The organism is Sanguibacter hominis ATCC BAA-789 (assembly GCF_012396185.1).
GTDB lineage: Bacteria > Actinomycetota > Actinomycetes > Actinomycetales > Cellulomonadaceae > Flavimobilis > Flavimobilis hominis.
The window spans coordinates 603,627-623,807 of sequence record NZ_JAAXOW010000002.1; the positions used below are offsets into that span (position 1 = coordinate 603,627).

Sequence of the window (20,181 nt, forward strand, 5' to 3'; positions counted from 1 at the left end):
AGCGACCGGTGCTAGTGCCGGACCGCTCGCAGCGACGGGTGCGCACCGGCCGCGACGAGCGCCGCGACCGAGGCCCTGGGTGACGCGTCCGTCACGAGAGCCTCGCCCACCAGGACGGCGTCCGCGCCGGACCTCGCGTAGTCCATCACGTCGTGCGGTCCGCGGACGCCGGACTCCGCCACGCGGACGATCCCGTCAGGGACGGCGGGCGCGAGCCGCGCGAACGTCGTCCGGTCGACGTCGAGCGTCTTGAGGTTGCGGGCGTTGACACCGATCACCCGGGCTCCGGCGTCAGCCGCACGGGCGACCTCGTCGACCGTGTGGACCTCGACGAGCGCCGTCATCCCGAGCGAGTGCACACGCTCGACGAGCGACTCCAGGACCGTCTGCTCGAGAGCCGCGACGATCAGGAGCACCATGTCGGCGCCGTACGCCCTGGCCTCCCACACCTGGTACGGCGTCACGACGAAGTCCTTGCGCAGGACCGGGACGTCGACGCGCGCGCGGACCGCGGCGAGGTCCTCGAGCGAGCCCTTGAAGCGCCGCTGCTCCGTGAGCACCGAGATGGCCGACGCGCCGCCAGCCTCGTACTCGGACGCGAGCGCGGCAGGGTCGGCGATCGACGCGAGCTCACCCTTGGACGGGCTCGACCGCTTGACCTCGCTGATGACGGACACGGCGTCCTCGAGGCGGAGCCGCGGCACGCAGTCGATCGCGCCGGGCATGCGCGCGGCGCGCTCCTTCAGGTCGTCGAGGCTGGTCAGCGACTGCCGCACCGCCAGGTCCTCGCAGACCCCCGCGACGATGTCCTCCAGCACGGTCCGCTCCTGTGCGGGCATCTGGTCCACCCCTCCCCCGACGTCTGTCCCTCGTGTGATGACCGTCCCATCGTAGGCGGGTCCCGAAGGGCCCTTGACCACCGTCCGACAGGCGGGAAGCACGCGCACGACGTGGGGCGACCCGCCGCAGCTCACGACGCTGCGGCGAGCGCGGGGACGAGGTTGCGCAGGACCGAGTAGACGATCAGCACGGCGCCGGTCACGAGCGGGAGGGACGTCGATCCCAGGACCCGTCCCGCAACCTCACCGCGCCACGCCCTGCGCGTCCACGCGACCCAGAGCGCGACGAGCAGGGGGACGGCCACGACCCACAACGGGTTGAGCGCCCAGGCTCCCGCGATATCGCCGTGCGCGAGGTCGTGGGTCGCTCGGAGCGCACCGCACGCCGCGCACTGCAGCCCCGTCAGCGCGAGGAGGGGACACATCCCATAGGAGCCGGGGACGTGCGGGGACCGCGTCGCCAGGAGCGTCGTGCCGACGATCGCGGCGCCGGCGATGCCGACGGGCGTGGCGACCCGACGCAACCGCCCCGCCTGCGGACGCGCGGTCGCGCCGGGAGCGGATGCTCCCGGCGCAGCAGCGATGTCAGACAGCATTCCTCGTGATCTCGGTCTCCCAGCCGGTGTTCCAGCCGTCCATGAAGGCGTCCCAGCCGCCGAGCGCGGCGACGAACACGAAGAACAGGACGATGCCGAGGACCGTCAGCACGGTGAGGACGATGTTGAGGATCCAGCCGGTCGTGGCGAGCCCTCCGTTGTCGGCGCGCCCTTCGTTCGCTGCACGGCGGCCCTTCGCCCCGAGCACTATCCCGACGATCGCCGCCGGGAAGCACCCCGTGAAGAAGGTCGCGATCGCGAGCACGAGCGACCAGACGCCGAGCTGGTTGCCCGAGCGGTCAGGCATGGCGCCGTAGGCCGGGTACGGCTGGCCGGGGTACGGCTGTCCGTAGGGCTGCTGCTGCGCCCCGTAGGGCTGCTGCGCGCCGTACTGAGGCTGCTGGCCACCGTAAGGAGCCTGCTGCCCGTAGGGCTGCTGCGGCGCGCCGTACGGCGGCTGGCCGGGTGCGGCTCCCTGGTCCGCAGGTCGTACGTACCCGCCGTAGGGCGAGACGTTCGAGCTGCTCGGTGCGGACCCCGGAGTCGGGGCGCCGCCCAATGGCGAGCTGCTCGACGGGGTCGCGTACGGGTCGTCCGAGGACGGTCGGTTGTCGGACACGTCAGCGCCCTGCCAGGTCAGGCTGCCCGTAGCCCAGGACCGCGAGCACCTTGCCGCTCACGACACCGAGCGCCGCGATGCCGATACCGACCCAGAAGAGCCACGGGAGCGACGCGACAACAGCACCGGCGGCGACGAGGACACCGAGGAGGACGACGATCGTCGTGGTCCAGGCTGCCGTCGTGTGCCCGTGGTTGTGATGGGGAGCGGCCGGCGGGAGATACATCGTCTCCCGTGTCGGTTCGATCGGTTCAGCCATCGTGCATGCCCTTTCGCCAGACGCGGCCCCCTCGGGCCGCTCGTACGGTCGCGGCCGCGCCTCGCGGTGCGCCCAGCACTCAGAGCCTAGCCGAAGGTCCTAGTCACGAGCGTGGCACGCCCACTACCCGGCGTCACGCTCGCGCGACTGCTCGTCCCACAGCGCAGCGACGTCGTCGTCCGCAGGAGGGCCCTCGCCAGGGCGGGGAGACGACGGGCGCTCGTGCCGGTCGGAACGTCGCTGCCACCCTCGACCACCCGGCAGCACGGCGACCGCCACGAGGAACGCGGCGACGCCGAGCGCCGCCGCGATCCACGGAGCAGACGTCGTCGTCGCCTCGGCCGACAGGACCGGCACCCCCGTGAGGCGTGCCGCCTCGGAGGACGCGACGCTCGCGGGGTCGCTGACGACACCGAGGGACGTCGCGACGACGACGACCGCCGCCGCGCCCAGTGCCGCCGCCACGACAAACCTCCCGCCCGTGCCGACGAGCAGCGCCGCGACCCCCGCCGCGAGCACCGCGAGACCCGCAGCCGTCACAGCCGGAGCGGCGCCGGAGCCGACGACCTCGATCGGCACCCTGCCGTCGAGAGCGCTCGTCCCCTCCGCGCGCACCCAGCCCAGGAGCCCCGTGCCGAGCAGCGCGACGCCGAGCAGGACGCACGCGAGCACGGCCGCCCGGCGGGACAGCCCCCGCACGATCATGCGCCCGCGCCCGCCAGCCGCGCGGCGAGCTGGATCGCGCGCACCGCCGCAGCCGCCTTCGACCTCGACTCCTCGTACTCCGTCGCGGGGACCGAGTCGGCGACGATCCCCGCGCCCGCCTGGACGCTCGCCCGCCCCCCGCGCAGGAGCGCGGTACGGATCGCGATGGCCATGTCCATGTCGCCCGCGAAGTCGAAGTAACCGACGCAACCGCCGTAGATGCCGCGAGACGCAGGCTCGAGCTCGTCGATCAGCGCGATCGCCCGCGGCTTGGGAGCCCCGGACAGCGTGCCTGCCGGGAAGGTCGCCCTGAGCGTGTCGACTGCGGACGCACCGGGCCGCAGCTGCCCGACGACAGTCGAGCACAGGTGCGTGATGTGGCTGAACCTGCGTACGGCCATGAACTCGATGACCTCGACCGACGTGGGCGAGCACACCTTGACCAGGTCGTTGCGCGACAGGTCGACGAGCATGAGGTGCTCCGCGCGCTCCTTCGGGTCACTGAGGAGGTCCTCGGCGAGCGCCACGTCCTCCTCCGGCGTCGCCCCGCGCGGGCGCGAGCCCGCGATCGGGAACGTCACGACGCGTCGGTCCTCGACCTTGACGAGGGTCTCAGGGCTCGACCCGACGACCGCGAAGTCGCCCCCGGCGGCATCCTGCAGCTGGAAGTAGTACATGTACGGGCTCGGGTTGATCGTGCGCAGCGCCCGGTAGACGTCGAGCGGCGCCGCCGGGCAGTCGAGGTCGAGACGCTGCGAGAGCACCACCTGGAAGACCTCACCGTCGCGGATCGCCTCCTTGCCCGAGAAGATCGCGGCCTCGTAGTCGGCGCGCTCCGAGCGGAACTCGAGCACAGGCTCGGGTGCGTCTCCGAGCGTGACCGCGACGCTCGCGACGTCCGCACCGCGCCCTTCGACGAGCGTGCGCTGCATCGCGTCGAGGCGTGCGACCGCGTCCGCGTACGCCTCGTCGACCCGCTCGTCCGTCGCGTCGAAGTTGATCGCGTTCGCGATGAGCCACACCGAGCCGGTCAGGTGGTCGACCGCCGCGATGTCGGACGCGAGGCACAGCGTGACCTCAGGGACGCCGAGCTCGTCAGGCGCGGTCGACGGCAGCGTCGGCTCCCAGTGCCGCACCACGTCCCAGCCGAGAGCACCCGCGAGCCCACCAGTGAACGGCGGCAGACCGTCGAACGACGGCGTCGCGAGCACCTCGAGCGTCCGCGCGAGGACGTCGAGCACGTCACCGTCCGCCGGCACGCCCGCAGGCACGTCGCCGGACCAGCGCGCCGCGCCGTCGAGCACCGACAGGGTCGCACGCGAGCGCACGCCGACGAACGACCAGCGGGACCAGCCGCCGTCGAGCGGCGCGGACTCCATGATGAACGTCCCCGGGCGACCGCCCGCGAGCGTGCGGTACAGCCCGACCGGCGTGACGTCGTCGACCAGGAGCCTGCGCACGACGGGGATGACACGACGGTGCTGCGCCGCGAGCCACGAGAAGTCGTCCGCGGACGGCCACGTCGTGCCCCAGGGCAGGGACTCGCCCGGTCCGGTCACCGTGCGCTCGTCAGCCGCCGTCATCGCGTCTCCTCCTCGCTCGAACCCCCGGCGACGCCGGGGACCTCTCCGACCACCGCGCCCAGGTCGCCGCCCGCGGCGAAGCACGTGCGCTCGCCCGTGTGGCACGCCGCACCGATCTGCTCCACCTGGACGAGCAGCGCGTCACCGTCGCAGTCGATCTCGACGGACCGCACGTACTGCGCGTGCCCCGACGTGTCGCCCTTGCGCCAGTACTCCTCGCGCGAGCGGCTGAAGAACGTCACGCGCCCCTCGGTCAGCGTGCGGCGCAGCGCCTCGTCGTCCATCCAGCCCAGCATGAGCACCTCACGGGTGTCGTGCTGCTGCACGACAGCGGCCACGAGGCCGGCCTGGTCGCGCTTGAGCCGGGCGGCGACCGCCGGGTCGAGGACGGGCGCGGGGGCAGGGGTCGAGTCGTTCACCGGCCGATCATCGCACGGTCGACGGTCAGCGCGTCTGAGCGATCCAGGCGGCGTGCATGCCCGCGTACACGCCGTCCGCAGCGACGAGCTCGTCGTGCCGACCGACCTCGACGACGCGCCCCTCGTCGACGACGACCACCAGGTCGCTCGACTCCGCGGTCGACAGGCGGTGCGCGATCGTGATCGTCGAGCGGCCCTCGGTCAGCGACTCGAGCGCCCGTGCGATACGCACCTCCGCGACCGGGTCGACAGCCGACGTCGCCTCGTCGAGGACGAGCAGGTCGGCACCAGCCAGGTGGGCCCGGGCGAGCGCGACGAGCTGGCGCTCCCCCGCCGACAAGGACTCGCCGCGCTGCCCGACGGGCGAGTCGAGCCCTTGCGGCCGCGTCCGCACCCACTCGGTGAGCCCGAGCTCCTCGACCGCGGCCGCGACGGCGGCGCGCGACTGCGGCGTGAGCTCGTCACCCTCCGCGGCGCTCCCGGAGCGCAGCCCGTACGCGATGTTCTGGGCGAGCGTGCCGTCGAACAGGAAGCCCTCCTGCGGGACCATGACGACACGCTCGCGCAGCGACGCGAGCGTGAGGCGACGCAGGTCGACGCCGTCGAGCAGGACCTGACCCTCGGTCGGGTCCATGAGACGCACCACGAGCCGAGCGAGCGTCGTCTTGCCCGAGCCAGTCCGCCCGACGATCGCGACCCGGGTCCGCGCAGGCAGCACGAGATCGACGTCACGCAGGACCGGCGGCCCGCCCGGGTACGAGTAGGACACGCCGCGCAGCTCGACGCTCGCCGGGCCGCGCGGGCTCTCGACCCCGTCAGTCGGGTCGACGACGTCGAGCGGCGTCTCCAGCACGGCCAGCACGCGGCGCCAGCCGGCGACAGCGTTCTGCATCTCGTTGAGCACCTCGGTCGCCATCTGCACCGGGCCCGTAAAGAGCTGCACGAGGAAGAGGAACGCCAGGAGCTTTCCGATCGTGACCTCACCGGCGAGCCCCAGGAAGGTCCCCACGACCACGACGACAGCCAGGACGAGGTTCGCCACGAGCGTCCCGCTCGCGAACACGGTCGCGACACGCACCTGCGCACGGACCGCTGCCTCCTGGTGGCCCGCCACCGCGGCGTCGACCCGGCGCCGGGTGCGGTCCGACGCGCCGTACGCGCGGATCGTCTCGGCACCGACGACAGACTCCGAGATGGCGCCCAGCATCGCTCCCATGCGCTCGCGCACGACCGCGTACGCGGCCCCGACACGCCGCTGCGCAGGACCGAGCACGAGCGCGAGCGGGAGGAACGCGAGCCACACGACGATCGCGAGCGGCCACGAGTACAGGGCCATGAGGACCGTCGCGGCGGTCACCTGGAGGGTCGAGACGAGCAGCATGACGCCACCCCACTGCACGAACGTCGAGATCGTGTCGACGTCGCTCGTCACGCGCGACACGAGTGCTCCGCGACGCTCGGTGTTCTGCGTGAGGACCGAGAGGTCGTGGACGTGCCGGAACGCGCGGACGCGCAGCGTCGCCAGACCCGCCTCGGTGCTGCGGAACAGGCGGACGTTGACGACGGTCGAGCACGCGCCCGCGAGCACGAGGAGACCCCCTGCGAGGAGCACGAGGACGACGACCCGCCCGACGTCGACCCCGCCCGCACCACCGAACCCCGTGTCGATCGCCTGCTGCACCGCGACCGGCACGACCACACGGCCCGCTGCCGCGACCACCGCGAGCACGAGCGTCAGGGCGATCCCGTCGACGAGCTCGGGCGAGACGCGCACCCCCGCACGCAGCGTCGCCCAGACGCCGAGAGAGCTCGCGGCGGCGATGCGCCCGGTCGCGTCCGTCGTAGGTCCCTGCTCCGCACTGCGCACCCCGGCCCTCACGCGTCCCCCTCCTCGCGCTCGTCCGCGCGGCGCGCGGCCTCGTCCTCGTACGCGGTCGCGAGCGCTGCGTACCCGGCGTCGCGACGCATGAGCTCGGCGTGCGTGCCCGTGTCGACGACGCGGCCACCCTCGACGTGCACGACCGAGTCCGCGAGGGCGACGCTCGACATCCGGTAGGCGACCATGACGACCGTCGGGCGGTCGGCCTGCGAGCCTGTGTCACGCAGCGAGCCGAGGATGTCGCCCTCGACACGCGGGTCGACCGCCGACGTCGCGTCGTCGAGCACGAGGAGGCGCGGCCTGCGCACGAGCGCCCGGGCGATCGCGAGACGCTGCCGCTGGCCACCGGACAGGCTCGCGCCACGCTCGCCGAGCGGGGCGTCGAGGCCCCCGGGCAGCGCTCGGACGACGTCGCCGACGTGCGCCTGGTCGAGGGCCGCCCAGACGGCGTCGTCCGACGGTGCGTCCGGGGCGCCGTCGTCCTGCAGCGTGACGTTCCCGCGGACGGTGTCCTCGAAGACGAACGTGGACTGCCCCACGAGCGCGACCGCCGACGACAGCTCCTCGACGCTCAGGTCCCGCACGTCGACCCCGTCGATGCGCACGGCGCCCGACGTCGGGTCGGACAGCCGCGCGAGGAGCGACACGAGCGTCGTCTTCCCTGCACCCGTCGGCCCGACGACGGCGACGACCGTGCCCGGCGCGACGTGGAGGCTCACCTCCTCGAGGATCGGCACCGGCCCGTGGCTCGTAGCGACGACGAGGCCCACGTCGTCCACGTCGACGGCGACGCCGTGACCGTCGCGGGGCGGCAGGGCGCCGCGTCCGGGGACGAGGTCCCCGTCGGCGTCGATCACGCGGCTGGTGCGGTCGTACGCGACGAGCGCGCGCGGCAGCTCGCCGAGCACCCAGCCGAACGCCCGGACGGGCACCGCGAGCATCGTCAGCAGGTACGCCGCCGCGACGATCTCCCCCGTGCCTACCGCGCCCGCGCTCGCGCGCCACGCCCCCACGCCGAGGACGAGCAGGGTCCCGAGCGACGGGAGCAGCTCGATCACCGGGTCGAAGTACGCACGCACCCGCCCGGCGCGCACGTTGGCGGCGCGCAGCTCTTGCGCGACGGCGTCGAACCGGCGCTCCTCGCGTCCCGCAGTCCCGAGCGCCTTGACGAGGAGCCCCGCCTCGAAGCTCTCGTGCGCGGCGTCAGAGATCTCGCCGCGCAGCTGCTGCGACACCGTGACGGCGGGCGTCATGCGTCGTTGGAACACCACGTTGACCGCGAGGACGAGTGGCAGCACGCTCAGGGCGGCCACAGCGAGCCACGCGTCGACGGCGAAGAGCTGGACCGTCGCGACCACGAGCATGACCGCGACGCCGAGCGCGAACGGAAGCGGGTTGAACACCCCCGTCGCCGCCTCGGCGTCCGAGCTCGCGTGCGCGAGAAGCTGCCCGGTCGGCTGCGACCGGTGCCAGGACACGGGAAGCTCGAGGAAGCGGTGCGTGACGGCGCGTCGATGGTTCGCGCCGAGCTTCGCAAAACCGATGCCCGCGAAGATGCGGCGCCCTGCGACGGTCAGCGCGAGGACGAGCGCTGCGGCGGCGATCGCACCGCCCGCGCGCCACACGTCGCCCGACGTGACGTCCGCACCGGACAGGGCGGGGACGACGACCTCGTCGGTCGCCCGACCGAGCACGACCGACACGCCCACCGTCATCGCGCCGCCGACCGCAGAGACACCGATCGCGAGGACGTAGGTGCGCCACTCGTCTCGGATGCCGCGCGCCATGAGCACGATCGACTGCCGTGCCCGGGAGCCCGGCAGGGCGTGCGGACGACGCATGCAGACACTCCCCTCGACGACGACCCGGCTGACGTCATCGTGTCACGAGCCGTGCCACGATGAATGCATGACCTGGCACCAGCACGAACGCGAGACCCTGGCCGCACTCCTGCTCTCCGTCGGCCCGGACGCGCCCACGCTGTGCGAGGGGTGGCGGTCCCGCCACCTCGCGGTCCACCTCCTGCACCGCGAGTCCGCGGCGCTCAGCCACCTCAGGGCGGTCCCCGGACCTGTCGGCCGGGTCGGCTCCGAGGCGTTCGACGCGGCGGTCGAACGGTGCCTCGACCCCGAGGAGTACGCCGCGACGCTCGACGAGTTCGCCCAGGCGCCGGCCGCGTGGAGCCCGTGGGGCTTCGCGGGCGACTCGGTCAACCTGCTCGAGTTCTTCGTGCACGGCGAGGACGTCCGGCGCGCGGGAGCGCTCGCCGAGGACGGTTCGCTCGCGGCGCCCGACGCGCCGACGCCAGGCCCGCTCCCGCCGTCCCGCAGCCTCTCCCCCGACGAGGCCGACACGATCTGGCAGGCGCTGCGCCGTGCGGCGCCGATGATGCTCATGCGCGTACCCGTCGGCCTCGTCTACGTCAGGGACGACGGTCCTCGCGCCGTCGTGCACCGGCCGCGCGAGGGGAACGGCACGGTCGTCGTGCGCGGCGACCTCGGTGACCTCGTGCTGCACGCGTTCCGCCGGGGCGCGCGCACCCGCCTCACCGTCGAGGGGGATGCGGACGACGTCGCGGTGATCGCCGCACGCTGCCCGCTCCCCTGACCCCGGTCAGCGGACCGGGATCCCCGCCGCACGCATGTCGTCCTTGACCTGACCGATCGTCAGGGTGCCGAAGTGGAAGACGCTCGCCGCGAGCACCGCGTCCGCACCGGCCCGGGCGGCCTGGGTGAAGTGCGCGGGCTCCCCCGCGCCGCCGCTCGCGATGAGCGGCACGGAGACCGTCCGGCGCACGTCGCGCAGCATGTCCAGGTCGAATCCAGCCGTCGTGCCGTCGGCGTCCATCGAGTTCAGGAGGATCTCCCCCGCGCCGAGCTCCGCCGCGCGGGCGGCCCACTCGATCGCGTCGATGCCCGTGCCCCGGCGGCCACCGTGCGTCGTGACCTCGTAGCCCGACGCGGTCTGCGTACCCTCCTGGCAGCGGCGCGCGTCGACCGAGATCACGAGGACCTGGGAGCCGAACCGTGCCGCGATCTCGCTGATGAGCTCAGGGCGGGCGATCGCCGCGGTGTTGACGCCGACCTTGTCGGCGCCTGCACGGAGCAGCTTGTCGACATCCTCGGTGCTGCGCACACCGCCGCCGACGGTGAGCGGGACGAACACCTGCTCAGCCGTGCGGCGCACGACGTCGTACGTCGTCTCGCGGTTGCCCGACGACGCGGAGACGTCGAGGAACGTGATCTCGTCGGCACCCTCGGCGTCATAGCGGCGGGCCAGCTCGACAGGGTCGCCCGCGTCGCGCAGGTTCTCGAAGTTCACGCCCTTGACGACGCGGCCCTGGTCCACGTCCAGGCACGGGATGACCCTGATCGACACGCTCATCGAAGCTGTTCCCTCACTCGTCCTCGGCGGGCTGCTCGTCGCTGCCCGTCCCCTCGTCGCTCTCCTGCGTCCCGGTGTCCTCGGGCGCCGCAAGCGTACCGGCGTAGAGGATGTCGACGACGAACACGACCGTCTCCTCGGCCCATGCCGAGTCGGTCCCGCCGTACGCCCACGCGGGCGGGGCGACGACGAGCACCTGGCTGCCGACGGTCTGCTCGATGAGCCCCTCGTCCCACGCGGCGACCGGGCGGGAGTCACCGACGATCGTCGTGAACGGAGCCCTGCCCTCCGGCCACGACGAGTCGATGACCTCGCCCGACGACCACGCGACCGCCGTGTACTGCACGATGACTGTCTGCCCTGCCTTGACCTGGTTGCCGACACCGCGCACGAGCGGCTGCACGACGAGCGACTCAGGCGGGCCCGAGTCGGGGAGCGTGACGGTCGGGGCTCCGGAGTCGTCGAGCGCGACCGACGGCAGACCTTCGGGCACGTCGACCTCGTCGCCGACCGCACGGCCCGCGATGAGGTCTGCGACCAGCACGACAGGGGTGTCGTCGACCTCCTCGACGACGAGCACGCGAGCACCGGCCTCCTGGCCCAGGAGCGCACTGTGCAGCCGGCCGCCGAGCGAGTCGACCGTCACCTCGTGGACCCGGGGCAGCTCGTCGTACGTGTCGACGATCTGCGTGCCGTCCCGGCCGTCCTGGCCGAAGAGGTTCAGCAGGACGGTCGACCCCTCGACCGCCTCCGGTCCGTCCCCCTCCCAGACGACCTCGATGTACGGCTCGGTCACGGTGAGCGGCTTCGCGAACTCGAGCTGCGGCACACCGCCGAACGACCCCGAGACGGTCACCGTCCGGTCCGGTTCGTCGGACGACGTGCACGCGACGAGGGAGGCGACGGCGAGCGCCGCGACGACGACACCGGAGCAGACGCGGCGCACGGCCCGCGGAGCAGTCACAGATCTCCTCACATCGCCTCGATGAGGCGCTCGACGCGCTCGTCGACGTTCGCGAAGGGGTCCTTGCACAGGACGGTCCGCTGCGCCTGGTCGTTGAGCTTGAGGTGGACCCAGTCGACCGTGTAGTCGCGCCGCGCGTTCTGGGCGGCCTTGACGAAGTCGCCCCGCAGCTTGGCCCGCGTCGTCTGCGGCGGGATCGACGTCGACTCGAGGATCTCGGCGTCGGTCGTCACGCGCTCGACGAGGCCGCGCTCGGCGAGGAGGTTGTAGATCCCCTCGGAACGAGAGATGTCGTGGTACGCGAGGTCGAGCCGGGCGACCCGCGGGTCGCCGAGGTCCAGGCCGTGCTTCGCCCGGTAGCGCTCGATCAGCTTGTGCTTGATGACCCAGTCGAGTTCACGCTCGACCGGCGTCATGTCGCCGTCCTGCAGCGCGGCGAGGCCGCGGCTCCACAGGTCGACGACCTTCCTGTCGGTCTCGGACGCCCCGTGCGTGTCCAGGTGCGCGACGACCTTCTCGAGGTACTCCTCCTGCAGGTCGATCGCCGTGACGACACGACCGCTCGCGAGCTCGACCGGGGCGCGGCCGGACACGTCGGCGCTGATCTCGCGGATCGACCGGATCGGGTTGTCCAGGGCGAGGTCCCGCAACCTGGCCCCAGACTCGATCAGGCGGAGCACGAGGTCGGTCGCACCGACCTTGAGCATCGTCGTCGTCTCGGACATCGACGAGTCGCCGACGATCACGTGCAGCCGCCGGAACAGCTCGGCGTCGGCGTGCGGCTCGTCGCGCGTGTTGATGATCGGGCGCGACCTGGTCGTCGCGCTCGAGACCGCTTCCCAGATGTGCTCGGCACGCTGGGACAAGCAGAACCGCGCGCCCTGCGGGGTCTGGTGGATCTTCCCGGCGCCCGTGAGCACCTGCCTCGTGATGAGGAACGGCACGAGCAGGTCCGAGAGCTTCGCGAAGTCGCCCTTGCGACGCACGAGGTAGTTCTCGTGGCACCCGTAGGAGTTGCCGGCCGAGTCGGTGTTGTTCTTGAAGAGATGGATCGTCCCGGAGCCACCCTCCTCGGTCAGTCGCTGCTGGGCGTCCTCCACGAGCCCTTCGAGGATGCGCTCGCCGCCGCGGTCGTACGTCACGAGCTGGCGCAGGTCGTCGCACTCCGCGGTCGCGTACTCGGGGTGCGACCCGACATCGAGGTAGAGGCGAGAGCCGTTGGTCAGGAACACGTTCGACGAACGTCCCCACGCCACGACCTTGCGGAAGAGGTGCCGGGCGACCTCGTCGGCCGTCAGCCGGTCGTCGCCCGTCGTCGCGCACGTGACCCCGTACTCGGTCTCGAGGCCGAAGATGCGGCGGGTGCTGGTCGCGTCGGTCGTCATGCGTCCCCCTCGATGAGCGAGGCGAGCTCGGCGGCCAGCACGCGGCGGAACGCACGGCGCGGTCGCCGCCGGTCGAGCACGGCCACCTCGAGCTGCGTCGCAGCGACCTGGTCACGGTCGTCGCCCTTGGCGAGGACGGACGCGGCGAGACGCGTCACCTCGGCGAGCGTCATCGCTGGGCGCCACGCCGCCGCGACGGCCTCGGCGAGCTCCTCGGCGTCACCACCCATGACGACGTGGTCGTGCTCGTCCGTGACCGATCCGTCGTAGGAAAGCCGGTAGATCTGGTCGGTCGCGGGCGAGTCCCCCACCTCGGCGACGACGATCTCGACCTCGAGCGGCTTCGACTCGGTCGTGAAGACGGTGCCGAGCGTCTGCGCGTAGGCGTTCGCGAGCCCACGCGCCTGCACGTCACCACGGTCGTACGAGTAGCCGCGCAGGTCCGCGTAGCGCACGCCTGCGACGCGCAGGTTCTCGAACTCGTTGTACTTGCCGACCGCGGCGAACGCGATGCGGTCGTAGATCTCCGAGATCTTGTGCAGCGCACGCGAAGGGTTCTCCGTCGCGAACGCGATCCCGCCGTCGTACCCGAGGACGACGACGCTGCGGCCGCGAGCGATGCCCTTGCGCGCGAAGTCCGCCCGGTCCTTCATGAGCTGCTCGGGCGAGACGTAGAACGGCATCGTCATGGCTGCACCTCCGTCCGTCGGGAGCGGCGGTCCGCGACGATCGCGGAGGTCGCGGCCTCGAGCTCCGCGTCGACGACCCGCTCGTAGCCGATCGCGGTGACGACCGCGACGACCGGCCAGATGTCGCGCAGCGAGTCAGGGCCGCCGGTCGCCGAGTCGTCGTCCGCCGCGTCGAAGAGCGCACCGACGGCAGCGCGGACGGCCGCGTCGCGGCCCAGGCCGCGACGCCACTCCTTCTTGAGCGAGCCGCGCGCGAACATCGCGCCCGAGCCGACAGCGTGGAAGTCCTGCTCCTCGTAGCGCCCGCCCGTCACGTCGTACGAGAAGATCCGGCCCGCCCCACGGTCAGCGTCGTAGCCCGCGAAGAGCGGGACGACGACGAGGCCCTGCATCGCGAGACCCAGGTTGCCGCGGATCATGGTCGCGAGCCGGTTCGCCTTGCCGTCGAGCGACAAGAGCGTGCCCTCGATCTTCTCGTAGTGCTCGAGCTCGAGCTGGAACAGCCGGACGAGCTCGACGGCGAGACCTGCCGTCCCGGCGATGCCGACAGCAGACAGCTCGTCCGCGGGGAAGACCTTCTCGATGTCGCGGCTCGCGATGTGCGAGCCCGCAGTGGCACGGCGGTCCCCCGCCATGACGACCCCGCCGTCGAAGCGCAGCGCGACGATCGTCGTCGCGTGCGGCACGCCGACGTCCTGCGGGACGCCGCCCGGGCGCGCGCCAGGAAGCAGGTGCGGGGCGTGGTCGGCGAGGAAGTCGACGAACGACGACGAACCCGGTCGCATGAAGGACGCGGGCAGCCCTCCTGGTGCGTCAGCGCTCATCGGCAGATCACTCGCCGCCCTTCTGGACGAAGCCGCGGACGAAGGACTCGGCGTTCGTCTCGAGGACGTCGTCGATCTCGTCGAGGAGGGCGTCGACCTCCGCGTCGCGCGACTGCGCCGCGGGCGCTGCGGGCGGGGCCGGCTCGTTCTCCGGGGCTGCGTCGTCGTGGGACTGGTTGACACGTTCCTGACCGGCCATGACTCCTCCTTCGTGCAGGTGCTTCACTCCATCTAACCCCATCGGGGACGCGACGGTGAGGCGTGCCCGCGCCACGGTCAGGACGTCAGCGCCGCGAGGAATCCTGCGACGTCGTGGGCGTGCGCGGCGAACAGCGGACCGACGTGCTCCGCGGTGCCGCGGTGCGGGTCCAGCATCGACACGCGCTGGAGCGCTGCGGCTCCCGGCACGTCGAGGACGACCGCGTCCCAGCTCGCCGCGTTCACCGCGTCCGCGAAGTGCTCCATGACGCCCCCGCGGAAGTACGCACGCGTGTCGAGCGGAGCGTGCACGACCGCGCGCTCGACCGAAGCGTCGTCGGCCACCCGGTCGACCGCACCCGCCGCGAGGAGGCGCTGATAGACACCACGCTCGGGCCGCACGTCGCTCCACTGCAGGTCGAGAGCCGCGAGCCGCGGGTGGTCCCACGCGAGGCCCTCACGCTCGCGCATGCGCTCGAGGAGGCGCAGCTTCGCGACCCACTCGACGTCGCGTGCGCACTCCGACGTCGAGCGGCGCAGCCGCGCGAGCACGTCCTCCCAGCGGTCGAGGACGTCGAGCGTCTCGGCGTCGCTCGAGCCGAGCGCGCCGCACGCGTCACGGGCGACCGCGAGCAGCTCCGTCTGGATCTCGAGTGCCGTGCGACGCTCGCCCGAGGCGAGCAGGAGCGGGACGGTGAGGGTCAGGTCCCGGCTCACGGTCGCGACGTCGGGCACCGGGTCGGCGAGCCGCAGCGCGTCGAGCCGCGCCGCAGCGCCGGGCACCCGGTCGAGGTTCTCCAGGACGAACAGCACGAGGCTCGTCGTCCCGAGCTTGAGGTACGTCGCCGTCTCGAGCAGGTTCGCGTCACCGATGATCAGGTGCAGGCGGCGCCAGCGGGCGCGGTCGGCGTGCGGCTCGTCGCGCGTGTTGACGATCGGGCGACGCAGGGTCGTCTCCAGACCCACCTCCGCCTCCATGTAGTCCGCGCGCTGGGAGAGCTGGAAGCCCGCCTCCTGTCCCGTCGGCCCGAGCCCGACGCGGCCCGAGCCGCAGAACACCTGGCGCGTCACGAGGAAGCTCGTGAGCAGGTCCGTGATCGTCGAGAACGGCACGGCGCGGTCGACGAGGTAGTTCTCGTGAGTGCCGTAGCTCGCGCCCTTGCCGTCGACGTTGTTCTTGTAGAGCACGACGTCGATGCCGACCTGCGCGAGCTCGCGCGCCGCAGCGCGCACGACCCGCTCGCCGGCCACGTCCCACACGACGGCGTCACGGGGCGACATGACCTCGGGCGACGAGTACTCGGGGTGGGCGTGGTCGACGTACAGCCGAGCGCCGTTCGTGAGGATCACGTTCGCCGCGCTCGGGTCGTCGTACTCCGGGACGACCGGACGCTCGACCTGCTGGACCGACTGCACGGCCGCGTCACCCGCGTCCGCTTCCGGGTACGACGGGCCGCTCGGCGCCGGCCGCGACGGGTCGTCCGTGAGCAGGGACGGGTGCGCCGCGGCACGGTTGAGGCGGTAGCCGCGCGCGTCCGAGAGCGGGTCCTCGTCGCCGTAGTCCCACCGCGCCGGCCTGCGCTGCGCCGACAGCGCCCGGTAGGCGTTGACGACCTGCGACGACATGAGCATCGCGTTCGCCCTAGGGTTGCCCGGCGTCACGACGCCGTACTCGGTCTCGATGCCCATCACACGCCGCAGAGTCACGGCGCCAGCCTAGCCGCGTCGCTACAGGTACTGGCCCGTCGAGCCGACGGTGTCGATCGTGCGGCTCGACGCGCTGCCCCCCTGCTTGGCGTCCTGGACGATCGTCCGGATGAAGACGATGCGCTCGCCCTTCTTGCCGGAGATGCGCGCCCAGTCGTCCGGGTTCGTGGTGTTGGGCAGGTCCTCGTTCTCCTTGAACTCCTCGGAGCACGCCCGCAGCAGGTGGTCGACGCGCAGGCCGCGCGCGCCGATGGACAGCAGGTCCTTGATCGCGTGCTTCTTCGCACGGTCGACGATGTTCTGGATCATCGCGCCCGAGGCGAAGTCCTTGAAGAACAGCACCTCCTTGTCACCGCTCGCGTACGTGACCTCGAGGAAGCGGTTCGAGTCGTCCTCGGAGTACATGCGCTCGACCGTGCGCTGGATCATCGCCTCGACAGCGGCAGCAGCGGCCCCGCCGTGCTCGGCGAGGTCGTCGGCGTGCACGGGCAGGTCGGGCGTCAGGTACTTCGCGAAGATCTCGCGCGCGCCCTCGGCGTCGGGCCGCTCGATCTTGATCTTCACGTCGAGGCGGCCGGGCCGCAGGATCGCGGGGTCGATCATGTCCTCGCGGTTCGACGCGCCGATGACGATGACGTTGTCGAGGCGCTCGACGCCGTCGATCTCCGCGAGGAGCTGCGGCACGATCGTCGTCTCGACGTCGGACGACAGCCCCGTGCCGCGCGTGCGGAACAAGGACTCCATCTCGTCGAAGAACACGACGACCGGCGTCCCGTCCGACGCCTTTTCCCGGGCGCGCGCGAAGATCGAGCGGATGTGTCGCTCGGTCTCACCGACGTACTTGTTGAGCAGCTCGGGGCCCTTGATGTTGAGGAAGAAGCTGCGCATCTCCCTGTTCGAGCCGTCGCGGGCCGCGACCATGCGGGCGAGCGAGCTCGCGACCGCCTTCGCAATGAGCGTCTTGCCGCACCCGGGCGGGCCGTACAGCAGCACGCCCTTTGGCGGTCGCAGCCCGTGCTCCCGGAACAGGTCCGCATGGTCGAACGGCAGCTCGATCGCGTCACGGATCTGCTCGATCTGCGGGCCGAGCCCACCGATGTCCTCGTACGCGATGTCGGGGACCTCCTCGAGCACGAGCTCGGACACCTCGCTGCGCGGGACGACCTCGAAGACGAAGCCGCTGCGCGAGTCCGCGACGAGCAGGTCGCCGACGCGCACGTGGGCTCCGTCGAGCGAACCAGCGAGCCGCACGACCCGCTCGTCGTCGGAGCGCCCGACGACGAGCACGCGCTGCTCGTCCAGCTGCTCCTTGACGGTGACGGTCTCGCCGACAGGCTCGTAGCCGCCCGCCTCGATCACGACCATCGCCTCGTTGAGGCGCAGCTCCTGGCCGGGCCGCAGCGTCGCCACGGCGACAGCCGGGCTGACCGCGAGGTGCATCTTGCGGCCCGAGTACAGGACGTCGACCGTCGAGTCGTCGCGCGCCGCGAGGAACGTCGCGTAGCCGCCAGGCGGACGCGCGAGGTCGTCGAGCTGGTCACGCAGCGTGACGATCTGGTTGCGTGCGGCCGTGAGCGCCTCGACGAGACGCTCGTTGCGCGCGGCGAGCATCGTCAGACGCGGGTCGTCGGCGTTCGCGCCGTGCGGGTCCGACGGTCCGTGGCTCGTGTCGTGGCTCATGGTCGCCTCCTCGTCACGGCGCGGCCGGACGGCCGCGCTCGACCTTCGTCACCTCGACCCTACGCGCCTACGCCTCGGGGTTCGCGGCCTGTCCCACATCCCGGCGGACACGACGCACCTTCTTGTCCGAGACGGTGCGCTCGCCGAGGTCCTCCGGCGTCCACTCCTCGCTCGTCGTCGGGTAGTTGCCCTTCGACGGGCGACGACGCCGCACAGGCGCCTCGACGCCGTCGGCCATGCGACGCGCCGTCAGGAGGAAGCCGGTGTGACCGACCATGCGGTGGTTCGGGCGGACGGCGAGACCTTCGAGGTGCCAGCTGCGCACCATCGTCTCCCACGCCTCAGGCTCGGCGAAGCCGCCGTGGTCCCGCAGGTCCTCGGCGAGGCGCGAGAGCTGGGTCGTCGTCGCGACGTAGCAGACGAGTACACCGCCGGGCGCGAGCGCGGCCGCCGTCACATCGAGGTTCTCCCAGGGCGCGAGCATGTCGAGCACGATGCGGTCGACCGTGCCGGGCTCCGCCACGAGCGGCAGCACGTCCGCGAGATCACCACGGCTCAGCGACCACGCCGGGTGCGGCCCGCCGAAGAACGCCTCGACGTTGCCGCGCGCGATCGCGGCGAAGTCCTCGCGCCGCTCGATCGAGTGCACGGAGCCGGAGTCACCGACGGCACGCAGGAGGGACAGCGTGAGCGCACCCGAGCCGACGCCTGCCTCGATCACGCGAGCGCCCGGGAAGATGTCTGCCATCGCGACGATCTGGCCCGCGTCCTTCGGGTACACGACGGCGGCGCCGCGCGGCATGGAGAGCGTGTAGTCGCTCAGCAGCGGGCGCAGCGCGAGGTACTCGATCCCCGAGGTGGTCCGCACGACGCAGCCCTCAGGCTGGCCGATGATGTCGTCGTGGCGGAAGTAGCCGCGGTGCGTGTGGAAGGTCGCGTTCTCCTGGAGCGCGATCGTGTGCAGCTTGCCCTTGGGGTCCGTGAGCTGGACGCGCTCGCCGGCGCGGAACGGGCCGCGGCGCACCGCGGCACCTGTCGCCTCGGGGCGGCCGTGCTCGGACGTCGGTCGCACGAGCGCCTCGACGGCGGGCGGCGCGTCGGCTCGCGTGGCGGCGTCGGTCGACGCGTCGGTGGCGGGCGTGGGGCTGCTCGGCGCAGCGGGCTGGCTCTGGGTCACGAGGGGCAAGTCTAGGTCGTGCGCGGCCCGGCTCGCCCGCCCGGTCTCAGCGGCGCTCGAGCGCGGCGATCACGTCGGGCACGCGCACGGTGCCGACGACGACGCGGTCTCGCGTCGCGACCATGACGGGAGCGACGCTCGCGGCTCGCACGGCGGCGAACAGCTCGGCGCCCTCGAGCGTGACGTCGATCGTCGGGGCAGGTGCGAGCGTCGTCGCGGCAGACGACGCCTCGAGGTCGCGGAGACCCGCCGGCACGGCGCGCAGCTCCTCCGCCGTCGCGTGCGCGACCGCACGCCCCGCCGGGTCGACGAGCACGACGCCGTCGGCGTCCGCCCGCTCGAGCACCTCGATCGCGGACGCGACCGTCGCCGAGACGGACGTGGCGACCGCAGACCGCACGAAGTCGGACGCACGCAGACGCGTCACCCGGTCGGCACGGCGGGCCGACGTGACACCCGCGTCGGCTCCACGCCACAGCGTCATGGCGATGATGACCGCGAGGATCGCGAGCATCGGGTCGAGGCCGTCGCGATCCGAGAGCAGCGGGCGCACGACAAGCTGGAGGACCACACCGATCGCGAGCGCACGCCCCAGGAACGCGGCGACGCGCGTGCCCGCATGACGGCGCCCGGTCACCCACCACACGGCGGCCTCGAGGATCATGCCGCCGTCGAGTGGCAGGGAGGGCAGCAGGTTGAACCCCCCGACGAGGAGGTTCGCCCACGCACCCGAGTACAGCAGGAGCAGCGTCACCAGGTGCGGGACACCCGTGACGGGCCCGTCGAGCGCGAGGTACCCGAGCCAGAGCGCACCGGCCAGGACGAGGTTCGTCACCGGCCCCGAGGCGGCGACGAGGAGGTGGCTGCGGGGCGTCGAGTCGCGTGCCTCGAACGTGGTGTGGCCTCCCCACACGGACAGCACCACCGCGTCGACGCGGTGCCCGCTGCGTCGCGCGGTCCAGGCGTGGGCGAGCTCGTGGAGCAGGACCGAGCCGAAGAGGACGACGACCATCGCCGCGCAGACGACGATCACGAGCCTCGAGAGCGACCCCGCGTCCGAGGCGAGGCTCGGCAGGAGCGCGAGGCTCCTGCGCGCGGTGGGCGCGTACAGGAAAGCGACGACGACCGCACCGACGACCCAGCTCGGGGCCACGACGACCGGAGCTCCCGAGATGTTCGCGACGACGACGCCCTGGGGGTGCCGGCGCCCCGCGCGCCACCTCCGGCCCTGGGCGGGGGTGCGTGCGTCAGCATGGTCCACAGGGACAGCCTAG

At 72.4% G+C, this 20,181-nt stretch carries 20 protein-coding genes; 1 reads left to right on the forward strand and 19 read right to left on the reverse strand.

All coding sequences use genetic code 11. From position 1 onward, the window contains the following. Nucleotides 1-11: 11 nt before the first annotated feature. The 9 genes from trpC to HF995_RS09295 form a co-directional block, all read right to left on the reverse strand. Complete coding sequence (trpC, locus tag HF995_RS09255) at nt 12-839, reverse strand: indole-3-glycerol phosphate synthase TrpC (RefSeq protein ID WP_168447478.1); 828 nt, start codon at nt 837-839, stop codon at nt 12-14. Between the two features lie 131 nt (nt 840-970). Further along, nucleotides 971-1,435: a DUF2752 domain-containing protein gene (locus tag HF995_RS09260; RefSeq protein ID WP_168447479.1), complete on the reverse strand. Its 465-nt coding sequence runs from the start codon at nt 1,433-1,435 to the stop codon at nt 971-973. Then, nucleotides 1,425-2,054, reverse strand: coding sequence for a DUF4190 domain-containing protein (locus tag HF995_RS14130; RefSeq protein WP_168447480.1), 630 nt, complete (start codon nt 2,052-2,054; stop codon nt 1,425-1,427). Before HF995_RS14130 ends, HF995_RS09260 begins: the two co-directional genes overlap by 11 nt. 1 nt (nt 2,055) lies before the next feature. Beyond that, nucleotides 2,056-2,313: an HGxxPAAW family protein gene (locus HF995_RS09270; RefSeq protein WP_168447481.1), complete on the reverse strand. Its 258-nt coding sequence runs from the start codon at nt 2,311-2,313 to the stop codon at nt 2,056-2,058. Between the two features lie 123 nt (nt 2,314-2,436). After that, nucleotides 2,437-3,018: a Trp biosynthesis-associated membrane protein gene (locus HF995_RS09275; protein ID WP_168447482.1), complete on the reverse strand. Its 582-nt coding sequence runs from the start codon at nt 3,016-3,018 to the stop codon at nt 2,437-2,439. Further along, entirely contained in the window at nt 3,015-4,601 is a 1,587-nt protein-coding gene (locus HF995_RS09280; RefSeq protein ID WP_168447483.1) for an anthranilate synthase component I, read from the reverse strand. Before HF995_RS09280 ends, HF995_RS09275 begins: the two co-directional genes overlap by 4 nt. Beyond that, entirely contained in the window at nt 4,598-5,020 is a 423-nt protein-coding gene (hisI, locus tag HF995_RS09285) for a phosphoribosyl-AMP cyclohydrolase (RefSeq protein WP_168447484.1), read from the reverse strand. Before hisI ends, HF995_RS09280 begins: the two co-directional genes overlap by 4 nt. Before the next feature lie 25 nt (nt 5,021-5,045). Next, the gene (locus HF995_RS09290; RefSeq protein WP_350308819.1) at nt 5,046-6,899 is read right to left on the reverse strand and encodes an ABC transporter ATP-binding protein; all 1,854 of its coding nucleotides are present in this window, start codon (nt 6,897-6,899) and stop codon (nt 5,046-5,048) included. Then, nucleotides 6,896-8,740, reverse strand: a complete 1,845-nt coding sequence (locus tag HF995_RS09295) for an ABC transporter ATP-binding protein (RefSeq protein WP_286189425.1) — start codon at nt 8,738-8,740, stop codon at nt 6,896-6,898. The genes HF995_RS09290 and HF995_RS09295 overlap by 4 nt, the downstream gene beginning before the upstream one ends. 67 nt (nt 8,741-8,807) lie before the next feature. On the opposite strand from HF995_RS09295, the gene HF995_RS09300 reads away from it, so the two are divergent. After that, nucleotides 8,808-9,506: a TIGR03085 family metal-binding protein gene (locus HF995_RS09300; RefSeq protein ID WP_168447485.1), complete on the forward strand. Its 699-nt coding sequence runs from the start codon at nt 8,808-8,810 to the stop codon at nt 9,504-9,506. A gap of 6 nt (nt 9,507-9,512) precedes the next feature. Here HF995_RS09300 and hisF read toward each other — a convergent pair whose 3' ends face one another. The 10 genes from hisF to HF995_RS09350 form a co-directional block, all read right to left on the reverse strand. Beyond that, nucleotides 9,513-10,283: an imidazole glycerol phosphate synthase subunit HisF gene (hisF, locus tag HF995_RS09305; RefSeq protein ID WP_168447486.1), complete on the reverse strand. Its 771-nt coding sequence runs from the start codon at nt 10,281-10,283 to the stop codon at nt 9,513-9,515. 13 nt (nt 10,284-10,296) lie between these two features. Continuing rightward, entirely contained in the window at nt 10,297-11,247 is a 951-nt protein-coding gene (locus HF995_RS14135) for an FKBP-type peptidyl-prolyl cis-trans isomerase (RefSeq protein WP_168447487.1), read from the reverse strand. Between the two features lie 8 nt (nt 11,248-11,255). Then, on the reverse strand, nt 11,256-12,632 hold the full coding sequence (gene pafA / locus HF995_RS09315) for a Pup--protein ligase (RefSeq protein WP_168447488.1): 1,377 nt from the start codon (nt 12,630-12,632) through the stop codon (nt 11,256-11,258). Continuing rightward, nucleotides 12,629-13,321 (reverse strand): proteasome subunit alpha, encoded by a 693-nt coding sequence (prcA, locus tag HF995_RS09320; protein WP_168447489.1) that lies wholly within the window; start codon nt 13,319-13,321, stop codon nt 12,629-12,631. Before prcA ends, pafA begins: the two co-directional genes overlap by 4 nt. Further along, nucleotides 13,318-14,145, reverse strand: a complete 828-nt coding sequence (gene prcB / locus HF995_RS09325; protein WP_168447490.1) for a proteasome subunit beta — start codon at nt 14,143-14,145, stop codon at nt 13,318-13,320. The genes prcA and prcB overlap by 4 nt, the downstream gene beginning before the upstream one ends. Before the next feature lie 7 nt (nt 14,146-14,152). Then, on the reverse strand, nt 14,153-14,344 hold the full coding sequence (locus tag HF995_RS09330; protein WP_098457008.1) for a ubiquitin-like protein Pup: 192 nt from the start codon (nt 14,342-14,344) through the stop codon (nt 14,153-14,155). Nucleotides 14,345-14,421: 77 nt separating this feature from the next. Further along, nucleotides 14,422-16,032 carry a depupylase/deamidase Dop gene (dop, locus tag HF995_RS09335; protein WP_168447619.1) on the reverse strand — a complete coding sequence of 537 codons (1,611 nt, stop codon included), beginning with the start codon at nt 16,030-16,032 and terminating at the stop codon, nt 14,422-14,424. 39 nt (nt 16,033-16,071) lie between these two features. Further along, nucleotides 16,072-17,730, reverse strand: a complete 1,659-nt coding sequence (gene arc, locus HF995_RS09340) for a proteasome ATPase (RefSeq protein ID WP_168447491.1) — start codon at nt 17,728-17,730, stop codon at nt 16,072-16,074. Between the two features lie 67 nt (nt 17,731-17,797). Beyond that, complete coding sequence (locus tag HF995_RS09345) at nt 17,798-18,916, reverse strand: tRNA (adenine-N1)-methyltransferase (protein ID WP_210727279.1); 1,119 nt, start codon at nt 18,914-18,916, stop codon at nt 17,798-17,800. 37 nt (nt 18,917-18,953) lie between these two features. Next, on the reverse strand, nt 18,954-20,168 hold the full coding sequence (locus HF995_RS09350; protein ID WP_168447492.1) for a site-2 protease family protein: 1,215 nt from the start codon (nt 20,166-20,168) through the stop codon (nt 18,954-18,956). Nucleotides 20,169-20,181: the final 13 nt, after the last annotated feature.